Source organism: Pseudocoprococcus catus, from assembly GCF_019734885.1.
GTDB classification, from domain to species: Bacteria; Bacillota; Clostridia; order Lachnospirales; family Lachnospiraceae; genus Coprococcus_A; species Coprococcus_A catus.
Genome location: NZ_JAAXCM010000005.1, coordinates 30,078 through 50,318 on the forward strand (window position 1 = coordinate 30,078; position 20,241 = coordinate 50,318).

Sequence of the window (20,241 nt, forward strand, 5' to 3'; positions counted from 1 at the left end):
AACATTTAATGTGTCAAAAATCCATTCAATTTAATCATTTTGCTTGCAAATGATCAAATTGAAATCATTATTGATCAAATTAAAATGCCAGTCTTTGATTCTCTATCTTTATAAAATAAAAACCGGTCAACTGATTTTCCTAAACCAGCCAACCGGCATATTCTCCTTTTTCTTCTCTGCCTATCTTATTTCATACAATTCATTACAACCGTAATCATCATTTCCATCTCATTCGGTCTGGACTCAGCAACCATAATCGTCAGCGCTACCAGTGTATGGTCATCAATTGTCTTCTGACCATTTGAAAACAGTGCATCATTCTTATCAAGAAAATACAAGAACATCGCTGCTGCAATTCTCTTATTGCCATCGAAAAAGCTATGATTCTTCGTCACAAAATACAGCAAATGCGCCGCTTTCTCTTCCAATGTCGGATAAACTTCCATGCCCGCAAAAGACTGATAAATGTTTCCAATACTGCCTTTAAATCAGTATAACATATCAGCTGAGATTCTATCATTTTTGCAACATTCTATTCTTTCTCCAGCCAATCTTCCAAAGAAAATATTTATTTCTACAATGGAAAATGCAGCGTCCTAAATACGCTGCACCTTCATTGCCTTATTATTTCATTCACCTATATTATACGCTGTATTTGACTTTTTAATCCCAAGCATCATCGTCTTTTTCGAATTTCACTGTCAGATAATAAACCTCATCATTACAGCTGTCAACCTTTTCATTTTCAATATCTGAGAATGGTGTCACACTCAACGCGTTTTTTGCATAATACAAAGCCAATATGCCGATTTCTTTTCCGGGCTGAATCGTTATTTTCCCTTCATCAATGCTTTTTGCTGACCGTCCGTAATAATTTCTACCCTGTACATCCTCCAAAATATTAAATTCCGTAGAAAATTTTGTTCCTTCACCGGCAGCAATCAGTTTAACTTTAAAATTCTGGTAACTGTTCAGAGCCAACCTCCAAAATGCTACGCATTTCGTCGGTGTGGCGTATCCGCCAAATAAAATTTCAAAAACAGTTTTAAAAATGCAAGCATTTTATACCTGTTTTTGAAATTTTGCCTGGCTCTGAACAGTTACAAATTCTGAAAATCCGGTATAACCGCAATCATTCCGTTTCTTAACGAAATCTGCTCAAGCTCGGACCAGCTTATTGTTCCCAGCGAGCTTTCGGATTCCAACACACCTTTTTTGTAAACAGCCAATTCAAATGATATACCTTTAATTTCCTTATCCACAGCATAATCATATAAAAAAGCGCCATCCGCATCTGAAAGCATACCGGCAATATTCATCTCTGTACTATCCTGTGCCAGCGGTTCTATGTAATTCACTCTCGGCTGATTTTTAAACGTCAACAGATAAATCAGAATCCCCGCCATCACGCTTCCGAAAACTGCCAGCAACACAATGATTTTTTTCAATTTGTGCTTGCGGTGTTCTCCATCCTCCGTCACCTGGATCAGATTTTCCTCGGATTTCTGAACCACCTCAGCAGGTTCAATATCTTCCCCGGCAATAAATTCATTGAGAGATATTCCGAGGATTTCACACAACGCCATATAAACAGAAACATCCGGCAGACAGATGCCCCGCTCCCACTTGGAAACGGACTTGTCACTCATTCCCAGTTTCTCTGCCACCTGTGCCTGCGTCATTCCAAGGGCTTTTCTCTTTCCGGCAATATATTTTCCAATCTTAACTGTATCCATGGCAATCCTCCTTTTTACCTTTTCAGCATAACATGACCAGCTAAAAATCAACACCTCTCCGTGGTAGAATTGCCATGGATGCCCCATAGTTACAATAAATTTGTCAATTCAAAATAAATATCTCTGTCACAAACGTGATTGTCAAATCAGCACAAACTTATCTGCTTTCCTCTTCGGTGCCTTTGGCGCCTCCTCCGCTGCATTGTATCCCAAAGCTATAATTCCCACCAGTTCACCATGTCCCGGTGCAAATTCATCTCTAAGATCCTTTGTCATATGAGCCTGGTTTGCTGCTGTCATCCAACAGCTGGACACACCATGGTCATAGGCACTGAGAACCAGATTCTCCATGGAAGCTGCAACACTCTGAACAACACCTTCATCCAGAAGGGCCCATGTATAATCCGGCTTGTCCCTGAAAGCCAGTACTACCGCAGGCGCCCCGCCAAGTGTACTGATGAACGAAAGTGTCGTCTTTACAACTTCCGGGTGAGCCAAAAAACGTTCTTCCAGATGCGGTTTATCCCTGTCAGAAACAACGCTCATCATTTCTTTCAATCTTGTCATCTTCTCAGGTGTACGGATAACCACATAATACCATGGCTGGAGATTCACTCCCGATGGTGCCCACAGGGCCGCATCTACAATTTTTTTCAAAATTTTGTCATCCACCGGTGTATCCTTGAATTGTCTCACCGACCTGCGTCCGTAGACAACATCTTTAAACTCCATAAACATTACCTCCTGTAATCTCTATTCTTTATATTTTACCGGCGGAATCAATCGCCGGTCCCCCTTAAACTTAAAACCCGACAATATCTATTCCCACACCTTCGGCTGATACTGCATATGCGATACATTATAAACCGTAATAAAGGCCTTCGGATCCTCATGATTGATATACGCCATCAGTTTCTGATATTCGCTCTTATCAACAATCGTGATAATCTCATTGTGTTTCTCTTTATTATAAGCGCCAATGGCCTCATAAATCGTTGCGCCGCTGTGCAGCTCATGAATAATAAACTTTCTCAGAGCCTCTTCCTTCTCTGTAATAATGCAGACTCTGCGCTTGATATTGTGGTCGAAAATAAAATGATCCAGCACAATGCCGTTGAAATAAGTGCCGAGAATACTCAGAACCACGGTCTTCTTGTCATAGACCAGTGCAGCAGACAATGCCACACACATGCCGGAGAGGGACATGGCTTTTCCCAGTTCCATATGTAAATATTTATTCATGATCTTCGCCACAATATCCAGGCCGCCGGAAGATGCATTGCGGTTAAACAAAATACTTAATCCCACGCTGACAACCAAAATATAGCAAATCACATCCAGTTCCTGACTTCCTGTCATGGAATCATAACCCGCAAATATTTTCTCAAAAATACCGATAAATACAGGCAGCATAATGCTTGTATAAACCGTTTTTATACCAAATTCCCTGCCGCAGGTAAAAAATCCGATCACCAGCAGCACCACATTCAAAATCATGGTAATCGCCGATAACGGCAGCGGCACAAAATTGGAAAGCACAATTCCCAGACCCGAAATACTGCTGACAGATGTATGACTCGGGACAAGGAAGAAATACACAGCAGCAGCAATAATTGCCACTGCCGCTGTCAGTATCACCACTTCCTTTACACCTTCCAGATAGCTCAGTTGTTTGTTTTTCTTGTTATTCACAGTTCAATTTCCTCTATTCTAACTTTATTTTTTCGTATACCTGTCCCCACTATTTCGAACCCACATGTTTCTCCGATACTTCATTCTCCTTTTATTTTCAAAATATACGTAATCTTTTTATATTGTAACACAAAAAATTGCTCTATACTATTCGTTTTACAGAATTGTATAGAGCAATTTATCAAGCGAACTCTATTGCCTTAAATCTTAGCCAAAGTATCTCTTCAGCAGACCTTCGAATGCTTTTCCATGGCGGGCTTCGTCGCGGGCCATCTCATGAACTGTGTCGTGGATAGCATCCAGGTTCAGCGCTTTCGCACGTTTAGCTAAATCGAATTTACCTTCTGTTGCACCGTGTTCAGCATCTACTCTCATCTCAAGATTCTTCTTTGTGCTGTCTGTTACAACTTCACCCAGAAGTTCTGCAAACTTAGCTGCATGTTCAGCTTCTTCAAAAGCTGCCTTCTCCCAGTATAAACCGATTTCCGGATAACCTTCTCTGTGCGCTACACGCGCCATTGCCAGATACATACCAACTTCTGAGCATTCACCTTCGAAGTTTGCTCTTAAATCAGCCATGATATCTTCCGGTGCACCCTGAGCAACACCTACAACATGTTCTGCCGCCCATGTCTTATCTGCGGACTGCTCTTTGAACTTGCTGGCCGGCTGCTTACATACCGGACAAAATTCCGGTGGATTCTCGCCTTCATAAACATAACCACATACTGTACAAACCCATTTCTTCATAATCGTAATCTCCTTTTCTAATCTGATTTTATTTATTGTTTTTGTTTTGTTTCTCGTTAATAACAGTAATAATTACTGTTATTAGTATAATACATCATACTCCTCACTTTGTCAATCATTTTTTTTCATTTTCTCAATTTTTTTGGTTTTATCTTACAAAGAGATCAATCGCTACCAACCTTATTTATTGCCCAAAATCTGTGTCAAGGCAGCTGTCAATTTTCGATTATCCTCATGACTTTTGACAGCAATCCTGTAATACCCCTCTGAAAGATTTCTGTAATTGCTGCAGTCCCTGATCAATATTCCTTCCGAAATCAACCGCTCCTTTAAATCTGTATCCGCTTTCAGTAAAATATAATTGGCTGTACTCTTCCGGTACTGTATTTTCAGTGTATCCAATATATCATACAGATATTCTTTTTCTTTTTGGATGTACCGGACTGTTTCCTTTACAAAACAATCTTCCTTCAGTGCTGCTTTACCTGACGCACCGGCCAGCACTGATACATTCCAGGGCGGCCCTGCCTGATACATTTGCTCAATCACTTCCGTGTCTGCCGTTATTCCGAATCCAAGCCGAACACCGGCCATGGCATACATCTTTGTAAAAGCCCTCAAGATAAATAGATTAGGATATTGATTCAATTTTCCAACCAATGTTAATTGTTCCTCCTGCCCTGTAAAATCCAGAAAACATTCATCCAGAAACAAGCGTATATTCTCTCTGCTGCATAACTGAAGTATTTTTTCCAAAAGCAGCGAAGGTATCAAAACCCCTGTTGGATTATTGGGATTGCATAAAAAAATAACTCCCGGTTTTTCCTTCTCAATTTGCTCTAAAATGTCCTCTTTTATACAGAAGTCCCGATGATTCAATGGATAAACTGCAATCTTATGGCTTGCTTCCTCCGTCTTCAGCTGATTAGCTATACCTTCCTTTTCGCTGATATGATCCACCCAAAGGCTGCAAAAGGCTGCCTCGTATTCCACAAAACAGGGAGCTGTCACCATGATTTTTGTCGGTCTTACAGCATAGACATACCGATAAATCACATCCGCCGCCCCATTGCCGCAGATAATCTGACTATCTTCTATATGGTATTTTGTCCCAATCGCTTTTCGCAGACTTTCACTATACATTTCAGGATAGCACCCAATCTGTCCGATTGCCTCTGTCAATGCTTTTTTCACTGAATCCGGTGCCCCCAGAGGATTAATATTCGCCGAAAAATCCAGAATCTTTTCATATTGATAAATATCGCCGCCGTGTATATTTTCCATTTGTTCTCTCCCAGTCAATTTTAAATCTAAAGCTGTCTTTCAACGCCTGCTTTTCTATCCATCTCACTCATCCACAATCCGCACTGCCACTTCATTGACATAATCATCTATTTTCTTGGCGATAAAATTGTCCACCACACACCGCTCAATATAAAATTTCTCTGTTTTTAAATGATTTTCTTCTTTATATTGAAGCAACCGCCAGTAAGCCTGTCCGATATTTATCCAATGGCCGACATGATAGGCAACAATATATTTTCCCCCGGGCAAGGTCTGGTATTTTCCTTTCAAAGGCCGCTCATCCATCAGCAAAATCGTATTGTCATACTCCGTAAAATTCGCCTTTGCAACATTATCTTCATATTGGATATACGCCACATCATAATCACTACGCATGCCTGAGTTTTTGAATTCCGCAATTAACTCACTGGTTTTCCGGTAAAGGGACTTTTCCGAACCATCTGTCACATGCCCGTATAAATAATATCTTTCAGGAAATTTCTGCATTGTCACTTCAGAAAAATCTGTTTTTTCTGCACTGGCTATCTTTTCACGACGTCTGGATAACCATTGTTTCATTGATCTCAGTTTTTCTATCTGAATATCAATCTGATGCTCGCGCTCCGCAAAAACACGCATCACACACTCAGGGCTGCGATTGTCAAGTATATCTCTGATCTCTTTTAAAGGCATCCCAAGATCCCGCAGCATCCGTATGGTATCAAAGGTTTCCAGCTGATAAATAGAATAAAGTCTGTAGCCATTTTCGGATACTTTCTCCGGGCAAAACAATCCAATGTCATCATAATGAAACAATGTATCCTTTGAAACCCCTTTGGCCGCTGCAAATTCTCCCGTTGTCATATATTCATGCCTGTCCATTCTTATCCCTCCTGTAAAATGCTTTTATCTGTCCTTTTTACCCATACAATTGTAAATATTTGTATTACCCCTTGACTATAGGGTTACCCTATAGTATATTCTATCAAATGTTGATTCAAGTTACACTATATTTCGAAAGGATTTTGATTATGAGTCACTCTATTAACGGACATTTTACACCGATATCACTTTTAAAATTTGCAGCACCTTCCATTATCATGATGATGTTCATGTCATTATATACCATTATTGACGGAATTTTTATCTCCCGCTTTGTCGGCAGCAATGCCCTTTCCTCTTTAAATATTGTCTACCCGATCATTAATATCGTCTTTGCTATCGGAACCATGCTTGGAACCGGAGGCAATGCCATCATCAGCCGCTATATGGGGGAAGGGAAGAACAAAACAGCCAAAGAATGCATGACCCAGTTTGTTGTCATTGGACTGATCATCAGTGTCATTATTCTTGTACTGACACGCCTGAATCTGTCTTCCATCTCCAGAATTCTCGGAGCCAGTGATCTCCTGTTGGCGGACTGCAACAGCTATCTTGCCATGGTCATCAGTTTTGCACCTGCAGCCATGCTCCAATGTCTTTTCCAATCCTATTTTGTTACTGCAGGACGTCCGAATCTCGGACTCTTTCTGACAATGATCGCAGGTATCCTGAATGCAGTTTTAGATTATGTATTCATTGTTGTCTGTCAGATGGGCATCAGCGGTGCCGGTCTCGCCACCGGTATCGGACAGATGGTTCCTGCTGTTTCCGGCCTCGTATTTTTCGCATTTTCCAAAGGAAGTCTACATTTCACCCGCCTTTCACTTCATCTGAAAGAGTTCATGCAGGCCTGCTATAATGGTTCATCAGAAATGATTTCTCAGCTTTCCAACGCCATCATCACTTTCCTTTTTAATATTGTCATGATGCGCCTGGCTGGTGAACACGGTGTGGCTGCTATCACCATTTTATTGTATGGTCAGTTCCTGTTTAACGCTTTTTATCTGGGATTTTCCATCGGTATCAGCCCGATTGTCGGCTTCCAGTACGGTGCGGGCAACAAAAAAGAACTGAAGAATATACACAAAATATCATTCCTTTTTGTTGGTATTTCCTCAATTCTTCTTACAATCGCTGCCATTACTTTGTCTACACCGATTGTTACAATTTTTACGCATGATGCCGAAACCTTTCGCCTGGCAGCTCCCGGATTTAGAATTTTTGCAGTTAATTTCCTGTTCAGCGGCTTAAATATTACCTCTTCCGGTTTCTTTACCGCTTTGTCCAACGGACTTGTATCTGCAATTATCTCATTCTGCCGGACACTGGTATTTATTGTATTATGCTTATTAATTCTGCCTTCCTTCCTTGACCTGAATGGTGCCTGGATCGCCATCCCTGTTGCAGAATTCCTGACATTGATCCTCTCTGCAGCTATGCATATACGCTATTTCTTCCGTCCGGGAAAACAGAATTATTTGTAACTGTTCAGAGCCAGGCAAAATTTCAAAAACAGGTATAAAATGCTTGCATTTTTAAGACTGTTTTTGAAATTTTATTTGGCGGATACGCCACACCGACGAAATGCGTAGCATTTTGGAGGTTGGCTCTGAACAGTTACAATTATTTTATTTAACGCTGCGAAATTCCTAGTTCTGTCAAAAGGGAAAATAAAGCCAGAGTTCATAGCAGGCCGCTCTCGCTGCCAACGTCTGGCTTTATTTTCCCTTTTCTGAAGTCTATGAATTTCGCAGCTGTTTATTTAAACTTCATTCAAATGTCACATCTTTTAAATAAAACTAACCGACTCTATTTTTCATCCGTAAGAAATATCTTATGGTTTTATTTTTATCAACTATGTAGAATACGGATTTACACTGTTTTCCTGCACTCCCGACTATCCACTAACTGCACAATTTTATTCATGGCTTTGTCGAATAATACGGTATAGATCGATCCAAAGACGTTGGCTCCGATTCGAAGTGCGACAGCACCTGCTACGCCAAAGAGTCCTGCCGCGATGGAGAGGGCTCCGAAGGTGTTGAAGACGGTCTGCCATGCATATCCTGCAGAGTAGCCTACGCCGATTCCGCCGATGATACCGATATAGGGATGCAGTTCTGCCGGCAAAGCATAATACAACACGATGAATATCAAACATCCTGCGATATTATACGGTCCTCTCTTTTTGGCACGTTCGATGATATCTGATGAAAACGGCAAACAGACGGACATACAGGCAATTCCTGCCCACATGGCTCTCGGCAGCTCAAGCAATGAGAAAATCAGCAATGCGGTAGATACAACCAGCGTCAATTTGATATACCACCAGTTTCTGGCGGAACGAATATTGAATTCTCTGAAAATGTCCAGAAAATGTCTTCTATAAGGACGGTTATGCTGATTTTTATAAAATACAGCCATGCAAATCAACATTCCGATCAGAAGTCCGATCACTCTCAAATAATAAGATCTGCCACTGACATCGTACCCCTGCAGCAATAAATATCCCAATACAAATGTTGAATGGTTATACATAATCACGTTGTGACAGCCAAGAACCATCAGCACGAAAATACAACACAGATTAATGGCAAAAGCCGGCCACGGGGAAACCATATTGGACACTCTCGGTCCGACAATCAAAATTGTAAAAATACCCAGGATACACAACAGGCCATGATGGGTTCTGATTCCAAAATCTGCCTGTCGAAGGACAAGCAGCGCCAGAAGGAATACGACCCCTGCCACACTGTTGTCTGATCCGAAAATCATACTATATAAAGTAACAACTGCAAAACAGAAGGCCATCACCAGATAAACTTTAAAATTATAAATTAAAATGTGTCTGCGCTTTTCTTTCTTATCTGTTGTGTTCCTGATCAATTGCTTGGAGCCTGTGGAGCTCAGCTGCAATTCCTGATAAAATGTCATTAAACTTTCACCTGTTCCTTTCTATTTCTGACCGGTTCACTGCAAACTCCGCAGATGCTATCTGCATTCTGCTGCCTATCTGCAGTTTGTCTTATTCAAAATATTATTAGCTTCTTCAATAAGACTGAATAACTTCTCAAAATCTTCCGTCTCCATCTGTTCTCTCAATGTATACAGCGGATCCAGATAGTAATAATACATCCGATCCACTTCTTCTTTGCCAGCTTCTGTCACACTGACACCATAGCTTCTCCGATCCGTCTGTGTTCTCTCTTTCACGATCAACCTCTTTTTCTCCAGGCTTTCTATCAGCCGGCTGATGATCGTCTTGCTGACCCCCATATCCAATGCCAATTGGCCCGGAGTCATCATGCCCACCGACAAAGCGGTCCTGAATAAGAGATCAACCTCCTGTGCCGAGATCATATCGCCTTTACTGCTTTTGCGAATCGCCATGCTGCCAAAATGTCTGAGTTCTCCCTGCTTTCTGATCATTTCTCTCCAATTTTGATCCTTTTCTGTATTTCTCATTCCGTATATCCTATTCGCCTTCTATCCATCAAATCCTGTCAGGTAGTTCCAATTCCATATCATCACCGCAAATAGTTTACAATGTAAACTATTTAGTCTGTTAGATATCATACAGCTAATTTTTTATTCCGTCAAGTATTTTACCCAAATATACAACAAAGTGTGCGCTTAACGCACACTTTCGCGCGCGAGCGGATAGCACAGCTATATATTCCTCTCCGCGAACTGCGCTTTCTGGCACGCAGTGCCTTTTTATGTAATAGGGAGTTCCAACGGAATTTCCTATTACATAAAAAAAACAGTCCATACTCGCAATGAATACAGACTGCCTTTATTATACTTTTCTGTTATATTATTTTATTTATTCGAATTCACCAAACTTACCTGCTTCAATGTCATGTGCAAGACCAATACGATTTGTCTTGAAATGGAAGAATGGCCGCTCCGGAAGCTGAATAATTTTTACCGGATGCATATATTCTTCAAGACAATCCAGAATCTGTTCACGAACATCATCTACTGTATAACCTTTATCCAAAACAACAAACAGGTATGGCAGGAAGCAACGATGATGATTCGGATCCGGCATGATCACAAAGAATTCATCGTCAATACCTTCGATATTGGCATCTGCCAGACGATTCTCCATCGGAAGTGTTGCAAGATCTCCACCGTTAAAACGCGGTGCCTTTCCACGTGTCAAAGCATAGAGCGTACCATCTTCTGTCATATAACCGATATCGCCTGTATGCAGCCATCTTGTACCATCTGAATGGATCTTGATTGCTTCTTCTGTGGCACTCTTGCTGTCATAACCGATCATTGTCGCTGGTCCGCACTGACAGATTTCACCCATTTCATTATAAGTGAGCTCTTCTTCTGTGCCCGGTTTGAAAATAGAAATCGTTGTAAGCGGCATAGGAATACCAACATTACCATCACCTAAAGGCTGTGCAGACATCGGAAGACCGATATTAGAACCGGCTTCACTGCATCCGTAACCAATTGTGAAACGAGCATTACAATTATGGTCGTTCAGGAACTTCTGTGCTCTCTTCAACTGATTATTGTTGTAGGCTTCACATCCTGCCCCCGCTGAGAATAGATGAGACATATCATAATCATCCGGAATACGACCGTTTCTCATGATGATTTCAATGAACATCGGAATCAGAGGCCAGCAGTTTGGACGATAACGCATCATCTCAAGGTCAATATCCTTGACATCCACAAACGGATCCATAATCAGAAGTTTGTTGGATGACAACGGAAGCAGAAGCATGGAGACAACGACTGCAACCAGTACAGGAGGAAGAATCGTTACCAGCCATGTCGGACGGAATTCACTGGAATCACCGTAGAAGTTCATCTGCTGAATCGCGCCCAGCATTGTACATGCACTATGGATAACCTGCTTGGAAGGGCCTGTAGAACCACTTGTATAAGCACGGAATAATGGACGTTTAATATCGCGCGGTGCATCTACTTCACCAGTATATGCATCTCCTAATTCAATGAATTCATCCCAGCTGATCGTCGTCGGACCATAGGCCGGATAATCTGTATATAAATCATTGAGAGCGTCTTTGCAGTAATCCGGCATGGAACTCCTATCACCACTGCGGAGTGGTTTTAAAAGAACAATCTGCTGAACACCTGCTTCATTTCTATAAGCATTCAGATCGCACTGAGAAAGGAAATCATGTGCAATAATAACTTTGGCATTGGCTTTCTTTACTGCTTCAACATTTTCTTCAATTGTATTGTCTCTGCAAAGAAGAGATGCACCAATTCTTTCTGCTGCCAGAAGAAGATAGATAAATTCCGGTACGGAACGCAAAAACATCGGAATCTGATCCCCAACACCAAATCCAACGGCCTTTAACGCCTTCGCTACTCTATTAACTTCTGTTTCAATCTGTGCCCATGTAATATCCTTGCCATAATAATGAATGGCTGTAACATCCTTGCCCGGACAGGCTGCTGCCAAATATTCTCCAATTGTACTGTTTGGAACTTTCAAATTTTTAATCAGCTGTTCCGGATAGTACTGCATCCATGGTTTATCTACACTCGGTTTTCCTGTTAACACTTGACTCATGTCGTTTTCCCTCCATAAATTCAGATGATTGTATCGACTTCTCTTAAACACTTCTTTGTTTACTTCTTCACTTCCGAATTTCAAGTAAACTTTACATCATTATCTAAACTTTACATCATTATCGAAATCGTAAATTGTCTGAGTTGCTACAATTATACACTCATTCCGATCATTCGACTTTTTTACAAATTCTTTTTACACTTCTGTCGATACATGTCATAGTTTAACATAAAATATTGGGAATCGAATGGAATAAAATGGAATCTCTATTTTAAATCGTCTGAATAGTCGCAAAAAAATACCGGTTAAATTCCTGTAAATACTTTGTTTACAGGAATTTAACCGGTATTTATCATGCATTTTTCTGTGCAAATTCTATTCGACACTTTCCAGAATAGAAATGCGATGAAGAATCTGCTCAATAAAGGAATCAATTTCCTCCTTACTTGAAAGAACCTCTCCACATTCCCCATTCCATACCGTATCAAAAAACTGCGTGAAAATCACCTGCATATCCGGGTGATTCAAAACAATCAGATCATTCTCACTGCTCTTTGTATCCAGACGCAAATATGAAATCGTATCGGAAAGGAATATACACTGTGTCAGATTATACTGGAAATCCGACACAACCTGACCATAAATCAGCTTAATCTTCAAATTGTCCCTTTGATTACATAACTGCTGTAAATAACTGATATATTTTTTCCTCTGAACCAATGACAATCGTATTTTATAATCAAAAAAATCCAGTTCATTCTCTACAGCCAGATTAAAAAATGCATCACTGTCGATCATAATCTCAAGCACTGTCTCTTCCAGGGCTTTCTTTGTCAATGCATGAAGATATCTGAGGGCTGCCTCATCAAAATTGACATCACTTTTCGTCTTTACTATCTCCAATAATTCCTCAAAAAGATCATCCGGCAGAAAATGCTCCGTCATATGACCGATCAAACACTTCTTGTTCATTGCCAGTAAAGAATGTACATAATCATTGGATTCAATCATCTCATTCATCGTTGTCTTTCTGCAAAGAAGCATTTCTCTTGTACAGATATCCGCAATACTGTAATAAATCGGATTACAGTTTTCTGCATCCGTGCTGATTGTCACACCCATACATCTGTCATCTTTCATCAGCATGCCACTAATCAGAAAATCATCTTTAACTGCAAAAATCATACGGCCTGCCGCCTGACTTCCTTTATAAAAATTAAAGTCAACCCGGGACATATCTGCAATCATATTCAATAAAAATATCGGATCATATGTATAATCTATCTTCTCCGGTGCAAGATCGATAAGCAGTGAAAAATGTACATCCGGATAATAACGATAAGCCTCTTTACGCATATCTCCCTGAACAATCTGAAGCCTGTATTCATGAACCAGTGCCAGAAGATCCATCTCAGCCATAATATTCAACATCTGGACTCTTCTAAGCACCGGATGATGCATTTTCGCTATATATTGTGCCGGACTCAGACTTGCAAAAAAGTGTGTCTTCGGTTCGATGGACATACCGTATGTCCGCTGCAGCTCCTGTACATAATCATATTCTGCCTCAAGATTATCATAGATAACAGCTTCAAGTTCCTCTTCTGAAACAACCTGATAATTGGAACTTAATATTTCACAACCCTCTTTTGAACCCTGTTTAACAATTTCATGACTGATCCCTTGTAAAACTTTGCGCTTCGTCTTCTCCGCCGGCAGCATACGTCCGCTGATCCATTTGCTGATATAGCTGACGTCATACTGCAGAGACTTGGCAAGATTTGCATTCTTAATCTCAGCCGTATTTAGCAGTTCCTCCAATAACTCACTAAAACGATTTTTTTCCACAGTTCCCATTTTTATAACACTCCTTCTATTGTCGTTCTCCCTCTGCATATCATTATCCATCAGGATTCCATTTTTGTCAACAGCACTCCAATTCATCCCAAAATGGAAAAAGTTGTATCATTATTTTCGCCTCTAAAGATCCAGTTCTTTATATTAAGCCCCCCTTCTTCAAAAATCAACCAACTAGGAGAAACACGCTCCGCGAGTTTCTCAAGTTATCGCGGCCTCTACACTCCGTTTCGGTCGTTGCTAAACAAGCGCCACTGGCGCTTAGCAACGCCAGGGTCTCGTGCAAGCACGGACTTTGGCTCGTTGCTCGCGTAAATAAAAATGTCAGGATTGTCTAATAACGATCCTGACATTAAAATATCGTTTAATTCAATGCGTCATATCCGCATTCTCTTGTTCGTATTTTCATAGCCGAGCGAATCTCATAACTGAAAATCTTGCCGTCACCGACTTCGCCTGTGAAAGCGGCTTTCTGAATCGCAGCAATGGTTTTCTGCTCCCATTCTTCTGAGGATACGACAATTTCAAACTTAATTTTCGGCAGCATCATCACATCTACTTCCGTACCACGCACGCGCTTTTTGTAACCACGCTGTGCCCCGCACCCCATGACCTGTGAAACGGTAATGCCGTTGACTTCTATTTTATTCAGTGCTTCCTTGACATCCTCAAAAACTTCCTCACGCACAATGGCTTCTATTTTTATCATCATAATCTGTCCGCTCCTTTATTATGCAAATCATACTTTTATTTCTGTAACTATTCAGTCCTGACTTACAAGTTCTGAATATAAGCACCATTCACTCCGTCATTATGAATCCAGACCATTGAATGTCGGATAAGCACTCTCACCATGCTGGGAAATATCCAGACCTATTTTTTCTTCTCTCTCATCCACACGAAGCGGTGTAAAGATTCTGACGACCGCCAGACAAATCAATGTACCGACAACTGCAACCGCCGCAGTCACCACAATACCGATGATCTGTGCCAACAGAAGATGATAATCGCCATAGATAAAACCGTCCCAGCGGGCCACACTGTTGATAGCGCTCTTGGCAAAGAAACCAGTAGCAATGCCACCCCAGATACCGCCAATGCCATGACAGCCAAAAGCGTCCAGTGCATCATCAATTTTCAGCTTACCCTTCAAAAATGAAATTGTAAAACAGCAGATCGGGCTGACCGCTGCACCGATAATAATCGCTGACCAGATCGGTACAAAGCCTGCCCCGGGTGTAATGGCTACCAGACCAACCACCAAACCGGTGGAAGCACCTACAAGGGTCGGCTTGCCGTCTTTGATCACATCGATCAACATCCAGGACATCATAGCGCTGGCACTGGCAAGTGCCGTTGTCATAAATGCATGGGCTGCCAGTCCATTGGCACCAAGGGCACTTCCTGCATTGAATCCAAACCAGCCGAACCAGAGAATAAAAGCACCAAGGGCCACAAATGGAATATTATGAACCTTGTAAGCGGTACTGCCATAGCCTTTTCTTCTACCAAGAATCATGGCAAATACAAGGGCACTGACACCGGAACTGATATGGACCACATTGCCGCCGGCAAAATCCACAGAACCGATTTCTGCCAGAAATCCGCCTTCTCCCCATACCATATGGGCCATCGGATAATAAACAACAACCGACCACAGCAAAATAAAGATAAATAACGCTTTAAATCTCACTCGGCCAACCAGAGAACCTGTAACCAATGCAGGGGTAATCATGGCAAACATCATCTGAAAAGCAACAAATACAAGATGCGGAATGGTGGCTGCATAAGGCCCTGCCTCATTTATAGCAATGCCATTTAACGCAAACCATCTGAAATCGCCGATAATACCGGCATGATTGCCGCCAAATGACAACGAATAGCCAAACAAAACCCACATCACCACAGACAGACCCATCAGGGCTGTACAAGCCAGCATCGTATTGACAACATTTTTCCTGCGGACAAGTCCGCCATAAAAGAAGGCCAGTCCCGGTGTCATAAAGAACACCATGGCGGCACAAATCATCATAAAACCAGTATCTCCTGCATTCATCACATATTCCTCCAATCATCTCTCGAATCCATCTTTTCTCAGATCAGTCATCTCTCGATTCGTATTCAAAATTCGTTCGTTCAAAATATGCGCGCGCTGAATGAACTCTATAGGAAAGGTCATTTCCTACGAATAAAAAAAAGACGCCAAAAGATATATTCTTCTGACGTCTTTGTCTGGCACTATCATAGCAGACTTTAAAACAGATGGCAAGTACTTTTTTACAAAATTTACCGTCTTTACCAAATATCAACTTTGCTAGGCATTATCCGATGCAAATGACTTAAATACTTTACAAAAATCCTATTTCTCCGTTTTCTCTTTCTCATACTGGCCCAGTGCCTGAAATGCCTCCTTCGACAACGGATATAGGATTGAAATATTAAACAATGTCATCAGGCCGATGCCCACATCACCCAGATCCCATACAAATGTATAGGCGGCAATACCGCCGATGAACAGCATAACCAGCGCCAATACTTTATAGGCCGTCTGCCAGCACCATTTATCACCAAAAAGGTACGCCACATTAGATCGGGCATAAAAAAGAATACCGAGAAATGTTGAAAAACTGAACATAGCTAATGTGACTGCAATAAAAATCACGCCAAATCGCCCCAGATGAAATTCCATGGCCGTCTGCAAAAGTGCCATACCTGACAGACCATCTGTCACTTCCTGCGGTACAAGCAGCATAATAAATGCGGTGCAGCTGCAAATCACAATGGTATCGATAAAGACGCCAAGAGACTGAACCAGTCCCATGGTCACCGGTGTCTTTCCCTCTGCAGCAGCTGCCGCACAAGGTGCAGAACCCGAACCGGCCTCATTGGAAAACAAGCCGCGTTTTACACCATTCATCAAAATAGCGCCAAAACTTCCGCCGGCAAACTGCCGGATGCCGAAAGCTTCTTCAAAAATACGCTGAAAAACCCCCGGCAATGCCGTTATATTCATTCCGATGATAATCAATGTGATCACAAAATATAAAACGGCCATCACCGGTACCAATACATCCAGCACCTTGACCGTCGCATTTTTCCTGAGCACGATCACAGCCGCCAAAATTACCAGTGCGATCGTTGTATAAAGCGGCGGAATGTTAAAGGCATTGTTAAATGATTCCGAAACCGAATTACTGATGACCTGACTGATACCGCACCAGCAGATCAGACCCGAAATGGCAAATAATACCGCCGGCAGAACATACCTTTTCTTCCTGCCTTCTTTGCGCTCGAAAAAGCGGTGAATATAATAAGCCGGTCCACCGCGATAACCGCCGTAGAGCGGGTCTTTTTCTTTATAAAGCTGTGCCAGTGTGGCCTCAATAAAAGCTGTGGCTGAACCCAAAACCGCCATGATCCACATCCAGAAAACGGCGCCTGCACCACCGGCAGAAATAGCCGCTACAACACCCACAAGATTCCCCATACCGACACGGGTGGCCGTGGATACAATCAAAGTCTGAAAAGGTGACAGACCATTTTCCCCGCTCTTTTGTTCCGTCAGTGCACGCACCATATCCGGGAACAGGCGAAGCTGCATAAAACGCGTACGAATCGTAAAATAAACCGCCGCCGGCACAAGAAATATAATCAGCAGTGAAATGCCGATAGAACCGCCGCCCGGCAGCGGAATTTGAAATAAGTCGCCCCACAGAAAATTGTAGGTGGCTTCAATAAGCTGTACAATAAACATTCTAAATTTCCTTCCCTAAATAGCAAAACGCCATAGTTATTAAAAGTTGTGCTTTATCACTTTCACCTTTAACAGTATACAGTAAAAAAGTTAAAAGCTCAATACTAACTTGTCTTTTATATTCTATCTGATAGGACTCTAAAAAACGACCGTGAGTTTTCCACTCACGGCCGCTTTATATAATCTCTCTCTTAAATTCTGTTTTAGTTCACTCTCTCATACAGCACCATCATCCGATGTATCTTCTGTGCCAGTTCTTCTGTGAACACTCCCGGCAATGCCCGCCACTGCCAGTTCCGCCCCACAGTGGACGGCTCGTTCATTCTGGCTTCGCTGCCAAGTCCCAGAAGATCCTGCGCCTGCACGATGGCTGTGTCTGCCACACTGCCCCACAAAGCCCGCATCATACCCCAGTGATAGCCTTCCTCTTTGGTCAGTCGAAAGTATTCTCTGGCCCATTCGGCATCAACAGGATCCGCGGATGCAAACCAGCCCTGAATAGTATCATTGTCATGAGTTCCTGTATAAGCCACACAGTCCCTGATAAAGTTATGCGGCTGATAGCCGTTGCCATTGGTATCCCTGCTGTCAAAGCCCAATTCAAAGACTTTCATACCCGGAAATCCGCTGTCAGCCAAAAGTTTCTTGACAGAGTCTGTCAGAAAGCCTAAATCTTCGGCAATAATCGGCTGTTTACCAATCTTGGCTTCCACCGCATTGAAAAGTTTCATGCCCGGCCCCTGCTTCCAGTAACCGTCTTTGGCTGTCTCAGCGCCATACGGAATCGCAAAATAAGAATCAAAGCCTCGGAAATGGTCGATTCTCAGTACATCATAAATATGACAGAAATAATCGATTCTTCCAACCCACCATGCATAATCATCTTCTGCCATCTTGTCCCAGTCAAAGAGCGGATTGCCCCACAACTGTCCTGTGGCAGAAAAGCCATCCGGCGGACAACCGGAAACTTCCTTCGGCATCAGATTCTCATCCAGCTGGAAAAGTTCCGGATGGGCCCAGACATCCACACTGTCCTGGGAAACATAAATCGGCAGATCACCGATAAAATCAATGCCTTTGTCATTGACATACTGCTTCAGACTCTTCCACTGACGGAAGAAGAAATACTGCAGCACTTTCCAGAAAGCAATCTGTTCAGCCATTGTTTCGCGTACTTTATCAATGGCCGAATGATCGCGTCTTTTCAGTTCATCCTCCCACTGCCACCATGAACAGCCGTCATGGGCATCCTTCAATGTCATAAACAGCGCATAATCTTCCAGCCAGAAAGCCTGCAGCTCGCAAAATGTCTCAAAATCTTCCGGTTCATTTTCCAAAAAACGTTTTGCGGCCAATTTTAAGACCGGATAGCGTTGTTCATAAAGTCTTCCATAATCAATTCGTGATACATCATCACCCCAATTAACAGATACATATTCTTTTTTATCCAAAAGCCCTTCAGACGCCAGCAAATCCAAATCAATGAAATAAGGATTGCCTGCAAATGTAGAAAAGGACTGATACGGCGAATCACCGTAACTGGTCGGACAGATTGGCAGAAGCTGCCAATACTGCTGGCCTGCATCGCTGAGGAAATCAGCAAACTTTCTTGCCGCTGCCCCCATCGTTCCAACGCCGTATTCAGACGGCAGAGACGCCAGGTGCATCAAAATACCGCTTTTCCTCACTTTTTCTCATCTCCTTTATTCTGTTCTAACAGAGCGCAGGTACTTTCACCCCTTATAAAAAGTGACGGAATTCTCTCATACGTCACCGGAAGCTCCTCCCGGATATTGCCAAGCAGTATCTCCAGACTACGTCTGGCAATAATCTCACTATCCTGCTTGATGGTCGTCAATCTCGGACACATATACTGACTGAGTACAATACCATCAAAGCCAATCACCGAAATATCTTCCGGTACCCGAAGGCCCCGGTCTTTGATGGCCCGAATGGCCCCAATCGCCATCACATCTGACATAGCAAAAACGGCTGTCACCTCAGGCATCTTGTTCAGCATTCTCAGCATGCCATGATAACCATCTTCCATAGAAAATCTGGCACCTTCATACTGTCGGCTCCTGTCAAAATTCCGTCCACGGAGTTCAAATGCTCTCCGGCAGCCCATATATCTGGATCTTGCTGCGTAAGAATTCTCCAATTTGCCGCCTAATACACCGATTTCTCTGTGTCCCAGCGTGAACAGATACTCTATCGCCGTCTGTGCCGCACCTTCATCATCCGTACTGACGCTTGAAAGATTCTCAAGTTCCATCCCCTCTGCCGAGTTTGTAACCAGCAGCCCCGGAATGCCGGCATCCCCAAAACGACCGCGATAATACTCTAAATCGCTGCCTAGAAAAAGAATGCCCATGGGCTGCCGTTCACGACAAATCTGCAGTGCCTGTTCAACTTCATTCTCATCCTCATCAATATAGTAGATCAGACAGACATAGCCACGCTCTTTGATCAATCCCTGAAGCTTTTCAACAATCGTTGCAAAAAGCATGTTATTATTACCTTTGACAATCACTGCAATACCACTGTTAGACTGCTGTTTCAGATGCTTCGCATTATTGTTCAGTTTAAAATGATTTTTTTTGACAACGGCCATGACCTTTTTCCTGGCCTTGTCAGAAACATCCGGATGATTATTCAGTACCCTTGAGACTGTACCTACGGAATATCCGGCTTCCTTTGCAATGTCTTTTATTGTCACA

At 42.3% G+C, this 20,241-nt stretch carries 18 protein-coding genes; 1 reads left to right on the top strand and 17 read right to left on the bottom strand.

What is annotated here, in order from left to right:
• Positions 1–185: 185 nt before the first annotated feature.
• The 8 genes from HED67_RS00205 to HED67_RS00240 all read right to left on the bottom strand — a co-directional run bounded on the left by HED67_RS00205 (position 186) and on the right by HED67_RS00240 (position 6,344).
• Positions 186–476 (bottom strand): type II toxin-antitoxin system death-on-curing family toxin, encoded by a 291-nt coding sequence (locus HED67_RS00205; RefSeq protein ID WP_331467079.1) that lies wholly within the window; start codon positions 474–476, stop codon positions 186–188.
• 187 nt (positions 477–663) lie between these two features.
• Positions 664–981, bottom strand: coding sequence for a hypothetical protein (locus HED67_RS00210; protein ID WP_221717150.1), 318 nt, complete (start codon positions 979–981; stop codon positions 664–666).
• 119 nt (positions 982–1,100) lie between these two features.
• Positions 1,101–1,736, bottom strand: coding sequence for a helix-turn-helix domain-containing protein (locus tag HED67_RS00215; protein WP_221717151.1), 636 nt, complete (start codon positions 1,734–1,736; stop codon positions 1,101–1,103).
• Positions 1,737–1,877: 141 nt separating this feature from the next.
• Entirely contained in the window at positions 1,878–2,468 is a 591-nt protein-coding gene (locus HED67_RS00220) for a nitroreductase family protein (protein WP_221717152.1), read from the bottom strand.
• A gap of 87 nt (positions 2,469–2,555) precedes the next feature.
• The gene (locus HED67_RS00225; protein ID WP_215632005.1) at positions 2,556–3,428 is read right to left on the bottom strand and encodes a YitT family protein; all 873 of its coding nucleotides are present in this window, start codon (positions 3,426–3,428) and stop codon (positions 2,556–2,558) included.
• A gap of 207 nt (positions 3,429–3,635) precedes the next feature.
• Positions 3,636–4,178, bottom strand: a complete 543-nt coding sequence (locus HED67_RS00230) for an NADH peroxidase (protein WP_221717153.1) — start codon at positions 4,176–4,178, stop codon at positions 3,636–3,638.
• A 180-nt stretch (positions 4,179–4,358) separates the two neighbouring features.
• Positions 4,359–5,462, bottom strand: coding sequence for a pyridoxal phosphate-dependent aminotransferase (locus tag HED67_RS00235; RefSeq protein ID WP_221717154.1), 1,104 nt, complete (start codon positions 5,460–5,462; stop codon positions 4,359–4,361).
• Positions 5,463–5,525: 63 nt separating this feature from the next.
• Positions 5,526–6,344: a MerR family transcriptional regulator gene (locus HED67_RS00240; protein ID WP_221717155.1), complete on the bottom strand. Its 819-nt coding sequence runs from the start codon at positions 6,342–6,344 to the stop codon at positions 5,526–5,528.
• A gap of 149 nt (positions 6,345–6,493) precedes the next feature.
• Here HED67_RS00240 and HED67_RS00245 point away from each other — a divergent pair, with 149 nt between their 5' ends.
• Complete coding sequence (locus HED67_RS00245) at positions 6,494–7,828, top strand: MATE family efflux transporter (protein WP_221717156.1); 1,335 nt, start codon at positions 6,494–6,496, stop codon at positions 7,826–7,828.
• A gap of 388 nt (positions 7,829–8,216) precedes the next feature.
• On the opposite strand, the gene HED67_RS00250 is transcribed toward HED67_RS00245, so the two are convergent.
• The 9 genes from HED67_RS00250 to HED67_RS00290 form a co-directional block, all read right to left on the bottom strand.
• Positions 8,217–9,278 carry an FUSC family protein gene (locus tag HED67_RS00250; protein WP_215632000.1) on the bottom strand — a complete coding sequence of 354 codons (1,062 nt, stop codon included), beginning with the start codon at positions 9,276–9,278 and terminating at the stop codon, positions 8,217–8,219.
• Positions 9,279–9,353: 75 nt separating this feature from the next.
• Positions 9,354–9,809, bottom strand: coding sequence for a MarR family winged helix-turn-helix transcriptional regulator (locus tag HED67_RS00255; RefSeq protein ID WP_221717157.1), 456 nt, complete (start codon positions 9,807–9,809; stop codon positions 9,354–9,356).
• A 361-nt stretch (positions 9,810–10,170) separates the two neighbouring features.
• Positions 10,171–11,910, bottom strand: coding sequence for a class I adenylate-forming enzyme family protein (locus HED67_RS00260; protein ID WP_221717158.1), 1,740 nt, complete (start codon positions 11,908–11,910; stop codon positions 10,171–10,173).
• Positions 11,911–12,285: 375 nt separating this feature from the next.
• Positions 12,286–13,767: a hypothetical protein gene (locus tag HED67_RS00265; protein WP_221717159.1), complete on the bottom strand. Its 1,482-nt coding sequence runs from the start codon at positions 13,765–13,767 to the stop codon at positions 12,286–12,288.
• A 364-nt stretch (positions 13,768–14,131) separates the two neighbouring features.
• Positions 14,132–14,479, bottom strand: coding sequence for a P-II family nitrogen regulator (locus HED67_RS00270; RefSeq protein ID WP_215631996.1), 348 nt, complete (start codon positions 14,477–14,479; stop codon positions 14,132–14,134).
• Between the two features lie 99 nt (positions 14,480–14,578).
• Positions 14,579–15,823 carry an ammonium transporter gene (locus HED67_RS00275; protein ID WP_221717160.1) on the bottom strand — a complete coding sequence of 415 codons (1,245 nt, stop codon included), beginning with the start codon at positions 15,821–15,823 and terminating at the stop codon, positions 14,579–14,581.
• Between the two features lie 303 nt (positions 15,824–16,126).
• Positions 16,127–17,521 (bottom strand): alanine/glycine:cation symporter family protein, encoded by a 1,395-nt coding sequence (locus HED67_RS00280; RefSeq protein WP_221717161.1) that lies wholly within the window; start codon positions 17,519–17,521, stop codon positions 16,127–16,129.
• A 203-nt stretch (positions 17,522–17,724) separates the two neighbouring features.
• Positions 17,725–19,209 (bottom strand): 4-alpha-glucanotransferase, encoded by a 1,485-nt coding sequence (gene malQ / locus HED67_RS00285; RefSeq protein WP_221717162.1) that lies wholly within the window; start codon positions 19,207–19,209, stop codon positions 17,725–17,727.
• Positions 19,206–20,240, bottom strand: a complete 1,035-nt coding sequence (locus HED67_RS00290; RefSeq protein WP_221717163.1) for a LacI family DNA-binding transcriptional regulator — start codon at positions 20,238–20,240, stop codon at positions 19,206–19,208. Before HED67_RS00290 ends, malQ begins: the two co-directional genes overlap by 4 nt.
• Position 20,241: the final 1 nt, after the last annotated feature.

Excerpts from the sequence above, each read along its gene's own strand:
- HED67_RS00250 (WP_215632000.1), bottom strand. The coding sequence starts at position 9,278 with ATGACATTTTATCAGGAATTGCAGCTGAGCTCCACAGGCTCCAAGCAA.
- HED67_RS00235 (WP_221717154.1), bottom strand. The coding sequence starts at position 5,462 with ATGGAAAATATACACGGCGGCGATATTTATCAATATGAAAAGATTCTG.
- HED67_RS00260 (WP_221717158.1), bottom strand. The coding sequence starts at position 11,910 with ATGAGTCAAGTGTTAACAGGAAAACCGAGTGTAGATAAACCATGGATG.
- HED67_RS00270 (WP_215631996.1), bottom strand. The coding sequence starts at position 14,479 with ATGATGATAAAAATAGAAGCCATTGTGCGTGAGGAAGTTTTTGAGGAT.
- HED67_RS00255 (WP_221717157.1), bottom strand. The coding sequence starts at position 9,809 with ATGAGAAATACAGAAAAGGATCAAAATTGGAGAGAAATGATCAGAAAG.
- HED67_RS00245 (WP_221717156.1), top strand. The coding sequence starts at position 6,494 with ATGAGTCACTCTATTAACGGACATTTTACACCGATATCACTTTTAAAA.
- HED67_RS00220 (WP_221717152.1), bottom strand. The coding sequence starts at position 2,468 with ATGGAGTTTAAAGATGTTGTCTACGGACGCAGGTCGGTGAGACAATTC.
- HED67_RS00215 (WP_221717151.1), bottom strand. The coding sequence starts at position 1,736 with ATGGATACAGTTAAGATTGGAAAATATATTGCCGGAAAGAGAAAAGCC.
- HED67_RS00275 (WP_221717160.1), bottom strand. The coding sequence starts at position 15,823 with ATGAATGCAGGAGATACTGGTTTTATGATGATTTGTGCCGCCATGGTG.
- HED67_RS00230 (WP_221717153.1), bottom strand. The coding sequence starts at position 4,178 with ATGAAGAAATGGGTTTGTACAGTATGTGGTTATGTTTATGAAGGCGAG.
- HED67_RS00265 (WP_221717159.1), bottom strand. The coding sequence starts at position 13,767 with ATGGGAACTGTGGAAAAAAATCGTTTTAGTGAGTTATTGGAGGAACTG.
- HED67_RS00280 (WP_221717161.1), bottom strand. The coding sequence starts at position 17,521 with ATGTTTATTGTACAGCTTATTGAAGCCACCTACAATTTTCTGTGGGGC.
- HED67_RS00240 (WP_221717155.1), bottom strand. The coding sequence starts at position 6,344 with ATGGACAGGCATGAATATATGACAACGGGAGAATTTGCAGCGGCCAAA.